Below are 14940 nucleotides of genomic sequence, written 5' to 3'. Positions count from 1 at the left end.
GCCCCTCCCGCCACTGCTTCGTTCCGCCCGGCGCGATGGTCCGTGAAGGACCTTGGCCAGCGGAGGTCAAGGTCGGTCATTTCGTGCCTCCCGAGGCGGCGGCAACTGCTTCTTCCGACAGTGCCGCATCCGGATGCCAGCACGCCACCCGGTGTTCCGGCGCGAGCACGGTCAGTTCCGGGTCCTCCTCGCGGCACCGGTCGGTCGCCACCGGGCAGCGGCTCGCGAACGCGCAGCCGGACGGCATCTGGTCCGGTTCCGGCGGACGGCCGGGGATCACCGCGAGCGGCGCGTCCGGGTCCGTCTCCAGGTCGAGTGTCGTGGCCAGCAGCGCCCGCGTGTACGGATGCCGCGGCGTGATGTCCGGTCCGGCAGCGGGCAGATCCTCCACGATCCGTCCGGCGTACATCACCAGGATTCGTTCGCACGTCTGGGAAACGACCGCGATGTCGTGACTGATCAGGATGATCGCGGTGTCCCGTTCGGCGCGGGTTTGGGCCAGCAACCGCAACAGCTGCCGTTGCACGGTCACGTCCAGTGCGGTCGTCGGTTCGTCGGCGATGATCAACCGCGGGTCGCCCATCAGGCCCATGCCGATCATCGCGCGTTGCCGCATGCCGCCGGAAAACTCGTGCGGGTACTGCTTCGCGCGCCGTTCCGCGGCCGGAATCCGTACCGCGCGCAGCCGGTCGATCGCCCGCTCGAACGCCTTCACCCGCGAAAGCCCTTGGTGCTGCTGCGAAACCTCGGCGAGCTGACGACCGATTCGCCGGGTCGGGTTGAACGACGTCATCGGGTCCTGGAACACCATCGCCAGCGACGTCCCGAGCAGCGTCCGCAATTCGCGTTCCGGTGTGGTGAGCACCGGGGTTCCGGCGAAGTCCAGCCGGTCCGCGGTCACCGAACCGGGCGATTCGATCAGCCGCGACACCGCGAGTCCGGTCAAGCTCTTGCCCGAACCGGATTCGCCGACGACCCCGATCGCCTCGCCCGCTCGCACGGTGAAGCTCACGCCGCGCACCGGAACCGTCCAGCCCGTCGGCCGCGGGAACGCGACTTCCAGGTTTTCGACCACCAGCACGGCATCGTCCGCGGAAATCGGGTCCACTTTGGACTTTCGCAGCACCCGAGGAGTCAACCGCGGCAACCGGGTCCGCACCCCGATCACTCCGGCGACGGTCTCCCCGAACAGGTTGAACGCGAGCCCCGCGAGGACCACCGCCACGCCGGGCGCGAGCGCCGCCGCCGGGTTGACGTAAATGCCGTTGAGACCTTCGTTGAGCAGCCGTCCCCAGTCGTAATCCGGGGCCTGCACGCCGATCCCGAGGAACGACAGGCCGGAGAACGCCAGGAGCGAACCACCGGCACCGATGGTGGCGTTGACCGCCAGCGGCTCGCCGATGTTCGGCAGGATGTGCCGGAACAGCAACCGGATCCGGCCCACTCCGGCGACGCGGGCGGCGGACACGAAGTCCCGTCCAGCCACCGAGGCCGACAACGTCTGGGTCAGCCGGGCGAACTGCGGGGCCACCGCGAACCCGATCGCCATCACCGCGCCTTGGGTGCCCACGCCGAAAATCACCGCGAAGAACAACACCAGCAGCAGCCCGGGGAACGCGACCGCGATGTTGATCGCCGCCGTCAGCAGTCTGCCGAGCGGACGCGGCAGCACCGCGGGCAGCATGCCGAGCACCAGGCCGGTCGCGACGCCGAGCGCCGCGGCGATCAGCGCCAGCAGCACCGAAAGCCGGGTCGCCACCAGCACGCGGTAGAAAATGTCGCGGCCCAGTTCGTCGGTGCCGACCAGATGGCCGGCCGACGGGCCCTGGCCGATCGCGTTCGTGTCGATCGCCGAAGCCGCGTCCTGCCACAGGATCGGGCCCAGCACCGCCACCGCGATCACCAGCACGAGCAGACCGGCCGAGAACGCGCCGAGCGGGGTGCGCACGGCGGCCAGCCACTGTTGTCCGCGCCGTTTCGCCATCTCAGTTCTCCCGGATCGTCGAACGCGGATCGAGGACCGCCAGCAGCAGGTCCACGATGAGGTTCACCAGCAGCACGCCGATGCCGTACACGAGCACGATTCCCTGCACCAGCGGGTAGTCCTTCTGCAGAATCGATTGCGAGATCGTCGAGCCGAGGCCGGGCCAGGCGAAGACGTTCTCCACCAGCACAGTGCCCGCGACGAGGCTGGTGAGCATCAGCCCGCCGAGCGTCAGGGTCGCGGTCAGCGCGTTCGGCAGCGCGTGCCGCAGGTAGACGATCCGCGCGGGAAGCCGTTTCGCCCGTGCGGTGCGGACGAAATCGTTGCCCAGCACGGAAAGCGTCTCCACCCGGACGATCCGGGAGAGCGTCGAGGCCGGGCCGAGCGCCAGCGCGATGACCGGCAGCACGAGCGAACCCGCGCCGTCGTGGCCTGCCACCGGGAACCAGCCGAGCTGCACCGCGAAGAACGCCACCAGCGCCACCGCGACCAGGAACTCCGGGATGGCGGCGAACAGCACGGTGGTCGAGGTGAACCCGAGTTCGGCGCCGCGATGCCGTCCGCCGCGGGTCAGCACCGCGAATGTCAGGCCGAGCGGGATCGCGAGCCCGATGACCACCGCGAACGCGGGCAGCGCCAGCTGCAGCGTCGCCGGGAGCCGGTCGGAGATGACGTCGCCGACCGGCTGCCCGGTCAGCATCGACGTGCCGAAATCGCCGCGGAACAGCCCGCCGAAATAGTCGAGGTACTGCTGCCACAGCGGATGGTCCAGGCCGAGCGCGGCGCGCCGGGCGTTGATCAGCTCGATCGGCGCGGTCAGGCCGAGCGCCGAGCGCACCGGGTCGCCGGGGATCAGCTGGATCATCAGGAACGCCATGGTGACCAGCACCCACAGCGACACCACGAACCGCCCGAGGCGGCGGGCGCCGAAGGCCAGCCAGGGGCTGACCTTCGGGCCCGCGACGGCGATCGCGCCGGTCATCAGGCGTACATCCGGATGGTGGCCGGCTTGAGGTAGCCGTTGACGATCTCGAACTTCGCGTTGCTGCCGAAGGTCGGGAGCACCGAGTTCGCGAACTGCACGACGTCCTGCTTCTCGTACAGCGCCGATTCCGCGGCCAGCCAGTCCGCGCAACCCGCTTGCCCGGCCTGGGTGGCCGCCTTGGTGACCAGCGCGTCGTACCGCGGGTTCTTGATGTGCGCGAAGTTCGTGCCCTCCGGCGGCTGCGCACCGGAGATGAACGGCACCAGCTCGCTGGGCACGGTGAGGCCGAGCGGAGCCAACGAGATGTCCCACTCGCCGGTGGCGAACAGCGCCTGGCTGATCCCCGGGCTGTCGAGGCCCTTGAGCTGGACGTCGACGCCGGCTGCCTTCCAGCCCTGCTGCATCAGCTCCGCGCCGGGAGCCATCGTCGGACCGGCCTGTGTTCCATAGATCGCGGTCAGCGACAGCCGCTTCCCGTCCTTGACGCGGATGCCGTCCGGTCCCGGTTTCCAGCCCGCCTGCTCCAGCGCCGCCTTGGCCGCGGCGACGTCGAAGCCGGGCATCTTCCCGGTGGCCGAATCGCCCTGGCAGGGCCGGGGTTCCATGGTGACCATGCCCCTGACCGGAGCACTGCCGTCGCGGGTCAGCACCTTCGCGACCTGCGGGAGGTCGATCGCCTGGGTCAGCGCGCGGCGCATCGCCTGGTCCGCGCCGAACCGGCCGGGCGCCTGGTTGAAGAACATTTCGCCGAACGGGGCGACGATGTCGGCGTGGTACAGCCGCTGTGCCTTGAGCCGCTGCTGGTCCTGCCCGAGCACCTGGGCGGCGTTGACCTCGCCGGACAGCAGCAGATTGGTCGTCGTCGTCATGTTCGGGACGACCCGGACGACGATCTTGTCCGGCAGGCCCTTCTGCTTCGGGTCGAACTGGCCGGGGCCCCAGGTGTAGTCCTTGCGCCGGGTCAGCGTGTAGTGGTCGTTCGGGACGATCTCGGACATGGCGAACATGCCGGTGCCGTTCTCGCCCTTGGCGAGCGTTTTCCGGTCGGCCAGCCCCTTGGCGCAGACGATCGGCAGACCGGCGATGTTGCGGAGCAGGAACGCGTCCGGCGCACCGCTGGTGATCTTGACCGTGCCCTCGCCGGCGACCGCTTTGGTGCCGCTCTTCACCGTGACGCCCGCCAGCGGTGACTTGTTCGCCGGGTCGCCGATGAAGTTGATGTTCGCCGCCACGTCGGCCGCGGTCAGCGGGCTGCCGTCGGAGCAGGTGACGCCCTTGCGCAGAGTGAAGGACGCCGTCGTCGTGGCGGCTTCCCACTTCTCCGCGAGCGCCGCCTCCGGCTCACCCTTGGAGTCGAGATTGATCAGGGCGTCGTAGAGGAACCCGTCGAGATTGCGAGCGGCCGACAACACGGTGATCGCCGGGTCGAGCGTTCCCGGATCGGTCGGCAGGGCAAAGGTGAAAGTCTTGCCGTCGACCAGTTTCTGGTTCGCGGTCCGGTCCGTCCCGGATTGCGCTGATCCCCCGCACGCGCTCACGGTCAAGGCCACCACGCCCGCCATCGCGGCGGTGAGCCGGGCAGTTTTCATGGGATTTCTCCTACGGGGTCGCGCTCTGGAGGTGGTCGACAGCCAGCCGGGCGGCGGCACCGATGGACGCGTCGACCGCGGGAACGCGGTCTTCGAGAGAATGCGCGCGAGTGAACACCGCGACCGCGAACCGGCGGCCGTCCCCCAAGGTCACCACGCCTGCTTCGTTGCGGATTCCGGGCAGCGTCCCGGTTTTCGCCGCGATCGCGACGCCGGACGGGAAGCCCGACGACAGCCGGTGCGGCCAGATCTGCTGCGCCATGATCGTGCGGACCCGTTCGCACGCTTCGGGTTCGCCCGCGCGCTCGGTCCAGATCGCGTCGAGCAATTCGGTGATCTCGCGCGGCGTGGACGACGTGGTGCGTTCCGGATCCCGGACCGCCAGTTTGTCCAACTGCTCCGGCGTGGCCCCGCCGAGCAGCGCCTCGAGATCGGACTCCGGCGTGCCGCCGAGATCGGAGACGACCGACGCGAACAGGTCCTCACAGCAGCCGATCAGCCGGGTGCGTTCGAGGCCGAGGTCGCTCAGCACCCGGTCCACCGTTTCCTGGCCGAGCCGGTGGTAGAGCACGTCGGTCGCGGCGTTGTCGCTCATCGTGAGCATGAAGTGCGCGAGGTCGCGCCAGCTCATCTCGACGTCGTCGGCGCAGCCCGCGGTGCCGATGCCGCCGATCCGGTACCGCGCGGTCACCTTCGTCCGTTCGGTGTCGTCCAGCCGTCCGGCGGCGACCTCGCGGGCGTAGGCGAGCGCCACCGGGATCTTGAACACCGACGCGAGGACGACCGGATCGTCCCCGCCCGCCGACACCTCCGGGCCCGGCACGCCGATTTCCCGGGCGTGCAGGAACCCTTCCGCGCCGGCGTCGGCGAAGACGGCCTCGATCCGCTCGCGGATCCCGCTCACTGGGAGACCCGTCGGTCCGCGCGTCCAGTGTGGAGGAACTGCGCGCGGCCGTTGCCGTCGTCGCCGACGAACGCGTGTGCCATGTAGACACCCGGCATCTGCTCGGTTTTCGCGACGAACGTGTCGCCCTGGCACGGCAGCAGTTCTTCCTTCCCCGAAGGCGCGCCGATCTCGGCGAAGATTCCCTTCGGGGTGCGCTTCATCCAGAGCTTGCCGTCTTCCTCGCTGACGACGGTGTCGGCGACCATGGACGAGTACTCGCCCACGTAGCGGGAAAAGTCGGCCGGGGCGGCCGCCGGGTTCGGCACGGGCAGCGGCGGGACCGTGACCCCGGCGAGCTCGTCGAGCAGCTTGCTGTAGATCTCGTGGTACACGTGCAGCGGGGCGCCGCCGTTGGTCAGCAGTGCGACCGCGACGCCGCGCTCGGGCACCACGCGCAGGAAGGCCGACTGGCCGATGGTGCCGCCGTCGTGGCCGATCACCTTGCCGCCGTCCCAGTCGAAGAGCATCCAGCCGAGGCCCCAGTGCGCGGCCATGATGCCGAGGTAGGGCACGTCGACCTGCGGTTCGCGCATCGCGAGCAGCGACTCCGGCTGCAGGACCTGGGTGCCGTCGTCGGCCTTGCCGTCGTTCAGGTGCATCCGGACGAAGGTCAGCAGGTCGCGCGGGCGCATCGCGAGCGTCGAGCCGGCGGGCGAGTTCGAGCGGGTGAGCGCCCAGACCGGCGCGGGCACCGGGTCGTCGCCCGGCTTCGGGGTGACGTGACCGATCGCGGCGCGGTAGCGGATCGCGTCGTACGGACCGGACGCCGCGTGGGTCAGGCCGAGCGGCGCGAAGAGGTGGTCGCGCACGCAGTCGTCCCAGCACTTGCCGCGCAGCACCTCGATGACGCGGCCGAGGACGCAGTAACCGGCGTTGTTGTAGGAGAACCGCTCAGCCGGCGGGAAGAGCTGCGGCACGTCGGACAGCGTCGCGACGAGCTTCTCCACACAGTCGTCGCCGGGTCCGGTGTCGGTGAAGATGTCGCCCTCGAAACCGGCGGTGTGACAGGTCAGCTGGCGGACGGTGATCGCCGCCGCGGCCTCGTCGTCGCCGAGCACGAACTCCGGCAGGTAATCCCGCACCGGCCGGTCGAGGTCCAGCTTGCCCTCGTCGACCAGCTGCATGGCCAGCGTGGTCGTCCACACCTTGGTGATCGACCCGATCTGGAATACCGAGTCCACAGTGGACTCCACGCCGGTGCCCTTGTTCACGACGCCCGCCGCGTGGTCGATCACCTCGCCGTCGGCGAGCACCGCGATCGCGGCTCCGGGAACCTGATGCTTGGCCAGCAAAGCGGCGAAATTCTCCTGAAGCCAGGTCTCGATTTCGGAAATTTTCGACATGTGCACCTTCTGTCCGAGGGATGGTGGACCGGCGTTTCGGAAATGCTAGGTCGGTGGCGGACGTCACTTGTTCGTCCGGACCGAGGAGAGCGCGAGGAAAGTTCCTCCGCTCCGACGAATCAGGCCGTGCGCAGCGACTCCACCGCCGTCGCGGCGGCGAAACCGATGAACGCGTCGCGCTCGGGCACCCGGGAGCGGGAGTCCTCGGCGCGGGTGAACACGGCGACGGAGTACCGGCCGCCGTCCGGGTACTCGACCACGCCGACCTCGTTGCGCACGGCGGGCAACGTGCCGGTTTTGCCGCTCGTGCGGATCCCGTCGTCCGGGAATCCGGAACGCAGGCGATGCGGCCACACCTGCAGTTCCATCCAGCGGCGGACGTCCGCGCACGCCTCCGGCGCGGCCGCTTCGCCGCGCCAGATCAGTCCCAGCAAGCGGGTCATTTCGGCGGCGGTGGTGCGGCAGGATTTTTCCGGTTGCAGCGCGCGCAACCCGGAAACCTGTTCGTAGGTCAGTTCGGCGAGCGCCCGTTCGTCGTCCTCGTAAGAGACGCCGAGATCTTCGCCGATCGTGGCGAGCAGTTCGCCGCAGTCCTGCGGCACAACGGTCTGCGTGAATCCCAGGCGGCGCAACGTGCTATTCACCGCGTCTTTGCCGACCTCGGCGAGAATCAGGTCGGTGGCGACGTTGTCGCTGATTCCGATCATCAGGATCGCCAAATCGTGCCAGGACATCCGGACTTCGTGGCGGAAGGTGGCGAGACCGTACGGACTCGGCGTCGGGTGCCCGGGTTCGACGGTGACGGGGGCGCCCAGATCGAGCGTTCCTTCGGCGGCCTGACGCGCCAGCTCCAGCGCGATCGGGACCTTGAACACCGACGCGGGGACGACCGGGACGTCCTCGCCGATGCCGAGACTTCGGGTCCCGTCGACCTCGGCGGCGTGCAGCCGGACCTCGACGCCGACCTCCTCGGCGCGGCGGGCGATCGTTTCGGATGCGGTAGCCATGACCCTCCTGTCTACAGTGGACACTTCGGGCAGGAAGTTCTTGGCGTGAACCGGGAATCGCCGCCTGCCGGTCTCCCATTGTCTCGGCGGGGCCGGGGCCGGGGTTGCTGCGTTCGCGGGAAGGTCGCGGTCCGTTTCCCGTCAGGAGAGCAAGACTCAGGCCTCTTCGGGCTTCTCGATGCGCGGCAGCAAGTGCAGTTGCACCATCGCCGCGAACCGGTCCCCCGGATCGTCGAGGTCGATCCCGCCGACCTCGGCGAGCCGGCGCAACCGGTACCGGAACGTGCTCGGATGCACGTACGCCGCCGCCGAAGCCGCGCTGATGTCCCCGAACGAATCGAGCCAGCACCGCAACGTGTGCACGAGCTGGGACTGATGTTTGGTGTCGTACTCCAGCAACCGCGCGATCGGCCCCGTCGCGACGTCGCCGCGCGCCGCGGAAAGGTCGGCCAGCTCCAGCATCAGCGCCTCGATGTGCGCGTCCTCGGCGGCGATCACCCGCTTCGAGCCGCCGTTGGTGAGCAGCACGCGCAACGCCCGGTCGGCCCCGTCGCGAGACGCGCGCAACCCGGATCCGTCGAGAGCCAGCGGGCCGATGCCGATCGCCGCCGCGACCCGGCGGCCGGTGCGTTCCAGGAAGGTCGACGCGACGCGTACCGAGCGTTCGCGGCAATCGCCGTGGTTCCCGGGCATCGGGACGATGCCGTAGGCGACGTCGCCGACGAGCGCTACCGCCGATCGGGGCTGGACCGCGCTGAGGTGCATGGCGAACGCGTCGGCGACCCGCTGGCGTTCCGCGACCAGCCGGAGGTCGTCGTCGGGCGCCTCGAGCAAGCCCATGGCGAGCACGATCGTCGGCTGCCCCAGCAACCCGAGCCGCGCGATGGCTTCCTGCGCGCCCGAGCCGCCTTCGAGCGCGGTGCTGACCAGATCGGCCCGCAACCGGCGTTCGACGTCGGCGCCCGCGCGGAGCCGAAGCATATGCAGCGCAACGATTTTCGAAGCGTCGATCAACGCCGCGGTACGTTCTTCGCTTAGCTCTTTGTCGACAGCGGCCCAAATCGACCCGAGGACTTCGTCACCGGCCCGGACCGCGAGCGCCGCGCGCGGCATGACGATCTTCTTGTCGTAGCCGTCTCCCGGATAGACGTAAACCGGGCCCTGATCGCGGTAGAGCCGCTCGAAAACGCCGTCCTTCTCCAGCTCGCGAGTGAACCGTTCGGGCACCTGGCGGCCGAGGATCGTCTCGACGCGCGAGGGGTCGGCCTCGTCCTGACGGCCGGAGAACGCGAGCACGCGCGAGTTGCGGTCCTCGATGGTGACCGGTGCGTCGAGCAGGGCGGCGATGGCGTTGGCGAGGGCGAAAAGGTCGCCGGACGGCATCCCGCCGAGCGTCTGCGGGGAAACATCGCCGACATCGCCCTCGGCGAGCAGCGTGCGGAGCATGGCGGCCAGCTGTGCCCAGGACGCGCCGCTGGCGAGCCCGAGCAGCGCGACCCCGGAGGAATTAGCCGCCCGCACGAGTTCCGTCGAGGCGGCGACCGGCGACCGCACGACCAGCGCGGTCGCCCCGCGCGCGGCGACGGCGTGCACGAGCTGCACGATCTCGTCGGATTCGCGGACCCCGACGCCGAGGACCACCGCCTGCGCCGGGAACTCCGCGTCGTCGTGCGGGTCGTGGATCACCACCCCGCCGAGGTGGCGGCGCGTGTCGCGGCCGACCGCGACCGGTTCGAGGAGCACGTCCCCGAGCGCTTCGAGGACGCGTCCCAGACTCGTGTGCGGCTTGCTCGGCACCGGTGTCAGCACCCCCCGAAGGTAGATCCGGCCTCGCCCGGACCGGCTGGTCCGATCCGACCAAATCTACCTCCGGAATTCGTAGCGGGCTACGAACCGATCCACACCTTTGCCGTGGTCACCTCGTCGAGCAGGTCCGGAATCGGCGCCACGCCGAGTCCCGGTCCGGTCGGCACCGGCAGGTGCCCGCCGTCCAGCACGAAGGGCTCGGTGATGTCGGTCCGGTAGAACCGGCCGGACGCCGAGGTGTCGCCGGGCAGGGTGAAGTTCGGCAGCGAGGCGAGCGCGACGTTCGCCGCCCGGCCGAGGCCGGTCTCGATCATCCCGCCGCACCACACCGGGATCCCGTGCGCCGCGCACACGTCGTGCACCCGCCGCGCTTCCAGGTAACCGCCGACGCGGCCCGGTTTGATGTTCACGATCTGGACCGCGCCCAGTTTGATCGCGTCCGCCGCCGCGCGCGCCGACACGATCGACTCGTCGAGGCAGATCGGCGTCTGGATCCGCCGGGCGAGTTCGGCGTGGCCGAGCACGTCCTCCTCCTCCAGCGGCTGCTCGATCAGCAGCAGGCCGAACGGGTCGAGCTTGGCCAGCTGCGGCGCGTCGCCGAGGGTGTAGGCGGTGTTCGCGTCGACCTGCAGCAGCACGTCGTCGCCGAAGCGTTCGCGGACCGCGCGCACCGGCTCGACGTCCCAGCCGGGTTCGATCTTGAGCTTGATCCGCACGTAGCCCTCGTCGAGGTACCCGCCCACGACGTCGATAAGCTGCGGAATGGTGTCCATGATCCCGACGGAAACGCCGCAGGGCACGGAATCGCGCACCGACCCGAGTTCGGCGGCGAACGACCGCTCGTGCGCGCGGAGTTCGGCGTCGAGTACCGCCATTTCCAACGCGCCCTTGGCCATCCGGTGACCCTTGAACTTCGCCAGCAACGGCGTCACCTTCGCCGCGGTGATGTCTTCCGCGGCCAGCAGCGCCGGGATCAAGTGGTGCCGCAGGACGTGTTCCGCGCCGTCGTTGTACTCCGACGAGTACACCGGCCCGGCCATCGTCACGCATTCGCCCCAGCCCTCGCCGGCCGGCGTGACCGCGCGCAGCAGCAACAGCTCGCGCACGGACTGGGTGCCGAACGAAGTCCGGAACGGGGCGACGAGCGGCATCTGCACCCGGCGCAGTTCCACACCGCTGAGTTTCACTGCTCCTCCTTGGAGATCACGTAGAAGCCGGCTCGGTCGAAGCCGGTCACCCGGCCGCCGTCGGCCATCAGCCCGCCGAGAGATTCGCGCAGCGCGGCCCGCCACGCGTCCGCCCGGCCGGGATCGGTGCTGCGCAAGCCTTCGATGTCCGGCGGGACGGCGACGAGCACCACCGGGGCGTCCGCTTTGCCGTCGGCCGGACCGCCGTCCGCGGCCACTTCGAGCGCTACTGCCGCGCCTTGGTCGAGCAAAACCTTCGCGTCCGTGCGGATCGGTTCGCCGAACGCGGCGGTCCGCACGGACGGACTGGCCAGGTCCCAGGACACCATCAGCCGGTCGGTGTCGCCGGAACCGTTGATGCCGTCCGCCATCGGCCCGTAGAAGTCCCGCAGATAACGCACCGGGAGCGCGCCGAGTTTGCCGAGGTTGAAATAGGCGTTGCGGCGCACCAGCGGATCGAAGGTCCATTTGATCGCCGAGACGTCCTGCGCCAGCGCCCAGCCGCGCTGATGCAATTTCAGCGCGTACCCGATTCCGCGACCGGCGCCTGCCTTGGAAACTCCGGCGATGTGACTGTGCAGGCTGCCTTTTCCGGGGTTTCCGAAAAAGCCGACGCAGGCGCCGAGCATTTCCCCGTCGGCGAACGCACCTGCCACGTAATTCCCCGCCGACGACAGCGCGCGCAGCAGTTCCGTGGTCACCGGCCGGGTTCCTGGCGCGGACCGCCAGATCGTCTCGAACAGCACCCCCACCGCGGTCATTTCCGCGATCTCGGTGATTTCCCGGACTTCGACCCCCGAAGCGGCGGCCGCCGCCTGAGCGGCCGCGACCGCCTCGTCGCACGTTTCCGCCGCGACGGGTCTTTCCGTGTTCATCGCAAGATTCGTCACGGGATGATCCTTTCCCGGCTTCCCCCGAAGAGTCACCGTCGTGCTCGACCAGAATCGTCCGCCGGATTCGTCGGAACCGACGGACTCCCCTTCGTCAGCACGTTCTCCACCAGCGCGGCCAGTAACGCCGTCCGCCGCGGCAATTCCTCGACCAGGACATGTTCGTGATCGGCGTGCGCGCCGCCGCCGACCGCGCCGAGACCGTCGAGCGTCGGCACGCCCAGTCCGGCGGTGTAATTGCCGTCCGATGCACCGCCGACGGCCGCTTCGGTCAATTCCGGCAAGCCCAGTTCCGCGGCCAACTCCTTGGCCAGGCCGTACAACGCGGCCGACGAGACCGCGTCCAGCGGCGGACGGTTGATCCCGCCGGTGACCCGAACTTGTGCGTCTTCCAACACCGGTTGCAACGCACGAACCGCACGGTCGACGCGGAGCTGCTCTTCCTCGTCCCACACGCGTACGTCGACCTCAACCGCGGCTGCGGCGGGAACGGTATTCACTGTGGTACCAGCCGAAAGCACCGTCGGCACGACGCTGGTTCCCCGCTCCGGGCTGGCGAGCGCGGCGACCGCGAGCACCTGATGCGCGATCTCGATCCCAGCGTTGATCCCCTTCTCCGGCTCGAGACCGGCGTGCGAGGCGCGTCCGATCACCTCGATCCGGTAGTGGGACACGCCTTTGCGCCGGGTCTTGATCGCGCCGCCGTCCGCCGAGGCCTCCAGCACGAACGCCGCCGCGCAGCCCTGCGCCTCTTCCTCGATCAATCCCCGCGACGACGGCGAACCCAGCTCCTCGTCACCGGTGACCAAAATGGACAGTCCACTTCGGTCTGCCAGCGAAGCCGCGACGTGCAGCGCCATCACGACGCCGGTCTTCATGTCGAAGCACCCCGGACCGCGCAAGACCCCGTCCTGCACGGAAAACGGATGCGTCTCCAGCGAGCCCATCGGCCAGACCGTGTCGTGGTGACCGAGCAGCAGCACCCGCGGCGGACCGTCACCGAACCGCCAGCGCAGATGCGTCCGTCCATCCAGGACAATTCGCTCCGGCGCCACGCCAAGCAATGTCTTGCCAACGCCGGTCAGCACGTCCGCGCTGTGCGCCACCGCGTCGAGGTCGGACGATGGGGATTCACAGCACACCAACGTTTCGATGTCGGCGAGCAGAGCGTCCACGTTGAACTCGGTCATCGCGGCTCACCTCGCAGCGGCTGGCCGGGGAACGCGTCGGTGAGCAGCTGCCCGTCACGCACCACCGGGGTGCCCGCGACGAACAGGTGCCGCACGCCGACCGCGGGCCGGGTCGCGTCGAAATACGTTGCGGTGTCGGTGATCGTGGCCGGATCGAGGACGACGATGTCCGCGTCCGCACCCACGTCCAACCGGCCCTTGGTCCGCGCACCGGGCGCGACCTCGTCAAGCACCCGCGCCGGCAGGTAGGAGCAGCGCCGGAACGCCTCCAGCCAGGTCCAGGCCCCAGCCTCGCGCACCATCAGCCGCAGCGACTTCGAGAACGTCCCCGCTGTCCGCGGATGCGTCGCCCCTCCCGGCGGCAACGGCCATTCAGTGGATTCGTTCGCCCCGTTCTGCCAGTACACCGGCATGGCGTCGCTCGCGACGATCGAGTCCGGGAAGGCCAGCGCCTGGTGCAGCAGAGTGCGGTCGACCGGGTCCTGCTCGTCGAGGAACTCGAGGATGCACGGCGCACCCGGCGTTTCGGCGCGAACCTGCAGCAACCGGCCCTCGTCCGCGATCCGCTCGCCGGTCTCCAGCAGGATCACCCGCGACGGGTTGAGGCCCTTCATCTTCAGCCGCTCCGGCGAGATGAAAGCCGCGCCGACCGCGGTGCTGCCCGCGCCGTACGGATAGGCCTCGACCGTCACCCGAGACCCGGCGGAGCGGCCCGACTCCAGCGCGGCGAGCACGCGGTCGATGTGCCGTCCGGAAGTGCTGTTGACGTGGCAGTGGTGCATCGCCGCACCGGTCTCGGCCGCGACGATCGCGATCTCCTCCGACCCGTCGGCAGGCGTGCCCGGATCGACCTCGACCAGCTCGCGGACGTGCGTGTACGTCGGTGCCTCGGCCTGTTTGGCGAGCTTCGCCAAGGCCAGGAACTCCGCCGGATCGCTGGCCGGCGCGTACCCGAGCAGCACGCCGACGCCGAGCGCGCCCGCCGCCAGCTCACCCTCCACAAGGGACAACCACGCGGCCAGCTCGGTCTTCGACGACGACCGCTGCCAGGCCGGATTGCCGAGCACGGAAAGCCCGGTGTTGATGTTCGCGTCCGGCTCGATGCCCGCGAGCACCTTCGCCCGCGCGGAACCCCACGAAGCCGAGAAGCCGTAGTGCAGCGGACGCCCCGCCGCGGCGGCCTCGGCGTAGGCCCGTTCGACCGGCATCAGCCCGGCCTCGAGGTCGAGCGCCGTCGTGACGCCGTCCATCGCCTGCAGCCGCTGTCCCGCGATCGAATGCACGTGGCTGTGCAGATCGATGAACCCCGGTCCCACGATGTACCCGGCGACGTCGATCTCGACCTGGTCGTCCGCGCTCGGCAGTCCCGGTCCGACCGCGACCACCTCGCCGTCGGATACCAGCACGTCAGCCGTACCGTCGAAGCCCGTAGCCGGGTCGATGACGCGACCGCCACGCAGCAGTGTCCGCATGCTTGCCTCCTCGCCTCGCTGCTGGCGACCCTAGGAGGTTTCCCGGGCAGTACGTTCGTGCGCGCGGACGAATCCGGGGCGGCAGATCTATCCGCGCGCACAAACCGGAATTCGCTGGGCCGGGGTGCGCGCGGGCCCTAAGCTCGCGCACATGGCCTGCCGGATCACCGAACTCGTCCTCGACTGCGCCGACCCGCAACGGATGGGTGATTTCTGGTGCGAAGTCCTCGGCTACGTCGAACTCGGCTGGGACGGCGAAGACCTCGAGATCGGCCCGCCCGAAGCCGGCTTCGGCGGCCCGCAGCCCACCTTGATCCTCAGCCGCAGCACCGACCCGAAACCGGCGAAACTGCCGCTGCACCTGGACGTGAACCCGACCGACCGGGACCAGGACGCCGAACTGGAACGCCTGCTCGCGGCCGGTGCGCGGCCCGCCGACGTCGGGCAGACCGGCGAGGAGTCGTGGCACGTGCTGGCGGACCCGGAGGGGAACGTGTTCTGCCTGCTCCGCCGCCGGGTCGACCCGGTACCCACCTGAGCG

The 14940-nt window shown here is 69.7% G+C and carries 12 protein-coding genes; 1 reads left to right on the top strand and 11 read right to left on the bottom strand.

Annotated features, from left to right (window positions below; all coding sequences use genetic code 11):
- Positions 1-76: 76 nt before the first annotated feature.
- From DMP23_RS40145 to DMP23_RS40095, 11 genes are all read right to left on the bottom strand, one after another.
- On the bottom strand, positions 77-1984 hold the full coding sequence (locus tag DMP23_RS40145; RefSeq protein ID WP_337824090.1) for a dipeptide/oligopeptide/nickel ABC transporter permease/ATP-binding protein: 1908 nt from the start codon (positions 1982-1984) through the stop codon (positions 77-79).
- A gap of 1 nt (position 1985) precedes the next feature.
- Positions 1986-2966 (bottom strand): ABC transporter permease, encoded by a 981-nt coding sequence (locus DMP23_RS40140; protein ID WP_336157235.1) that lies wholly within the window; start codon positions 2964-2966, stop codon positions 1986-1988.
- Positions 2966-4558 (bottom strand): ABC transporter substrate-binding protein, encoded by a 1593-nt coding sequence (locus DMP23_RS40135; RefSeq protein WP_337824089.1) that lies wholly within the window; start codon positions 4556-4558, stop codon positions 2966-2968. Before DMP23_RS40135 ends, DMP23_RS40140 begins: the two co-directional genes overlap by 1 nt.
- 10 nt (positions 4559-4568) lie before the next feature.
- A complete protein-coding gene (locus tag DMP23_RS40130) occupies positions 4569-5462 on the bottom strand; it encodes a serine hydrolase (protein ID WP_337824088.1) in 894 nt (297 codons plus the stop codon).
- On the bottom strand, positions 5459-6847 hold the full coding sequence (locus DMP23_RS40125; RefSeq protein WP_037820418.1) for a serine hydrolase: 1389 nt from the start codon (positions 6845-6847) through the stop codon (positions 5459-5461). The genes DMP23_RS40130 and DMP23_RS40125 overlap by 4 nt, the downstream gene beginning before the upstream one ends.
- A gap of 119 nt (positions 6848-6966) precedes the next feature.
- A complete protein-coding gene (locus DMP23_RS40120) occupies positions 6967-7854 on the bottom strand; it encodes a serine hydrolase (RefSeq protein ID WP_275294588.1) in 888 nt (295 codons plus the stop codon).
- A gap of 156 nt (positions 7855-8010) precedes the next feature.
- Positions 8011-9663, bottom strand: coding sequence for a PucR family transcriptional regulator (locus DMP23_RS40115; protein ID WP_037820415.1), 1653 nt, complete (start codon positions 9661-9663; stop codon positions 8011-8013).
- A gap of 77 nt (positions 9664-9740) precedes the next feature.
- Entirely contained in the window at positions 9741-10847 is a 1107-nt protein-coding gene (menC, locus tag DMP23_RS40110; RefSeq protein ID WP_275294590.1) for an o-succinylbenzoate synthase, read from the bottom strand.
- Positions 10844-11722 carry a GNAT family N-acetyltransferase gene (locus tag DMP23_RS40105; RefSeq protein ID WP_337824499.1) on the bottom strand — a complete coding sequence of 293 codons (879 nt, stop codon included), beginning with the start codon at positions 11720-11722 and terminating at the stop codon, positions 10844-10846. The genes menC and DMP23_RS40105 overlap by 4 nt, the downstream gene beginning before the upstream one ends.
- 47 nt (positions 11723-11769) lie before the next feature.
- Entirely contained in the window at positions 11770-12927 is a 1158-nt protein-coding gene (locus tag DMP23_RS40100; protein ID WP_337824087.1) for a M20 family metallopeptidase, read from the bottom strand.
- Positions 12924-14399: an amidohydrolase family protein gene (locus DMP23_RS40095; RefSeq protein ID WP_337824086.1), complete on the bottom strand. Its 1476-nt coding sequence runs from the start codon at positions 14397-14399 to the stop codon at positions 12924-12926. The genes DMP23_RS40100 and DMP23_RS40095 overlap by 4 nt, the downstream gene beginning before the upstream one ends.
- 151 nt (positions 14400-14550) lie before the next feature.
- On the opposite strand from DMP23_RS40095, the gene DMP23_RS40090 reads away from it, so the two are divergent.
- Positions 14551-14937 (top strand): VOC family protein, encoded by a 387-nt coding sequence (locus DMP23_RS40090; protein WP_337824085.1) that lies wholly within the window; start codon positions 14551-14553, stop codon positions 14935-14937.
- Positions 14938-14940 lie beyond the last annotated feature (3 nt).

Source organism: Amycolatopsis sp. A1MSW2902, assembly GCF_017312175.1.
Lineage (GTDB): Bacteria > Actinomycetota > Actinomycetes > Mycobacteriales > Pseudonocardiaceae > Amycolatopsis > Amycolatopsis nivea.
This window is presented reverse-complemented; position numbering and strand designations above follow the sequence as displayed.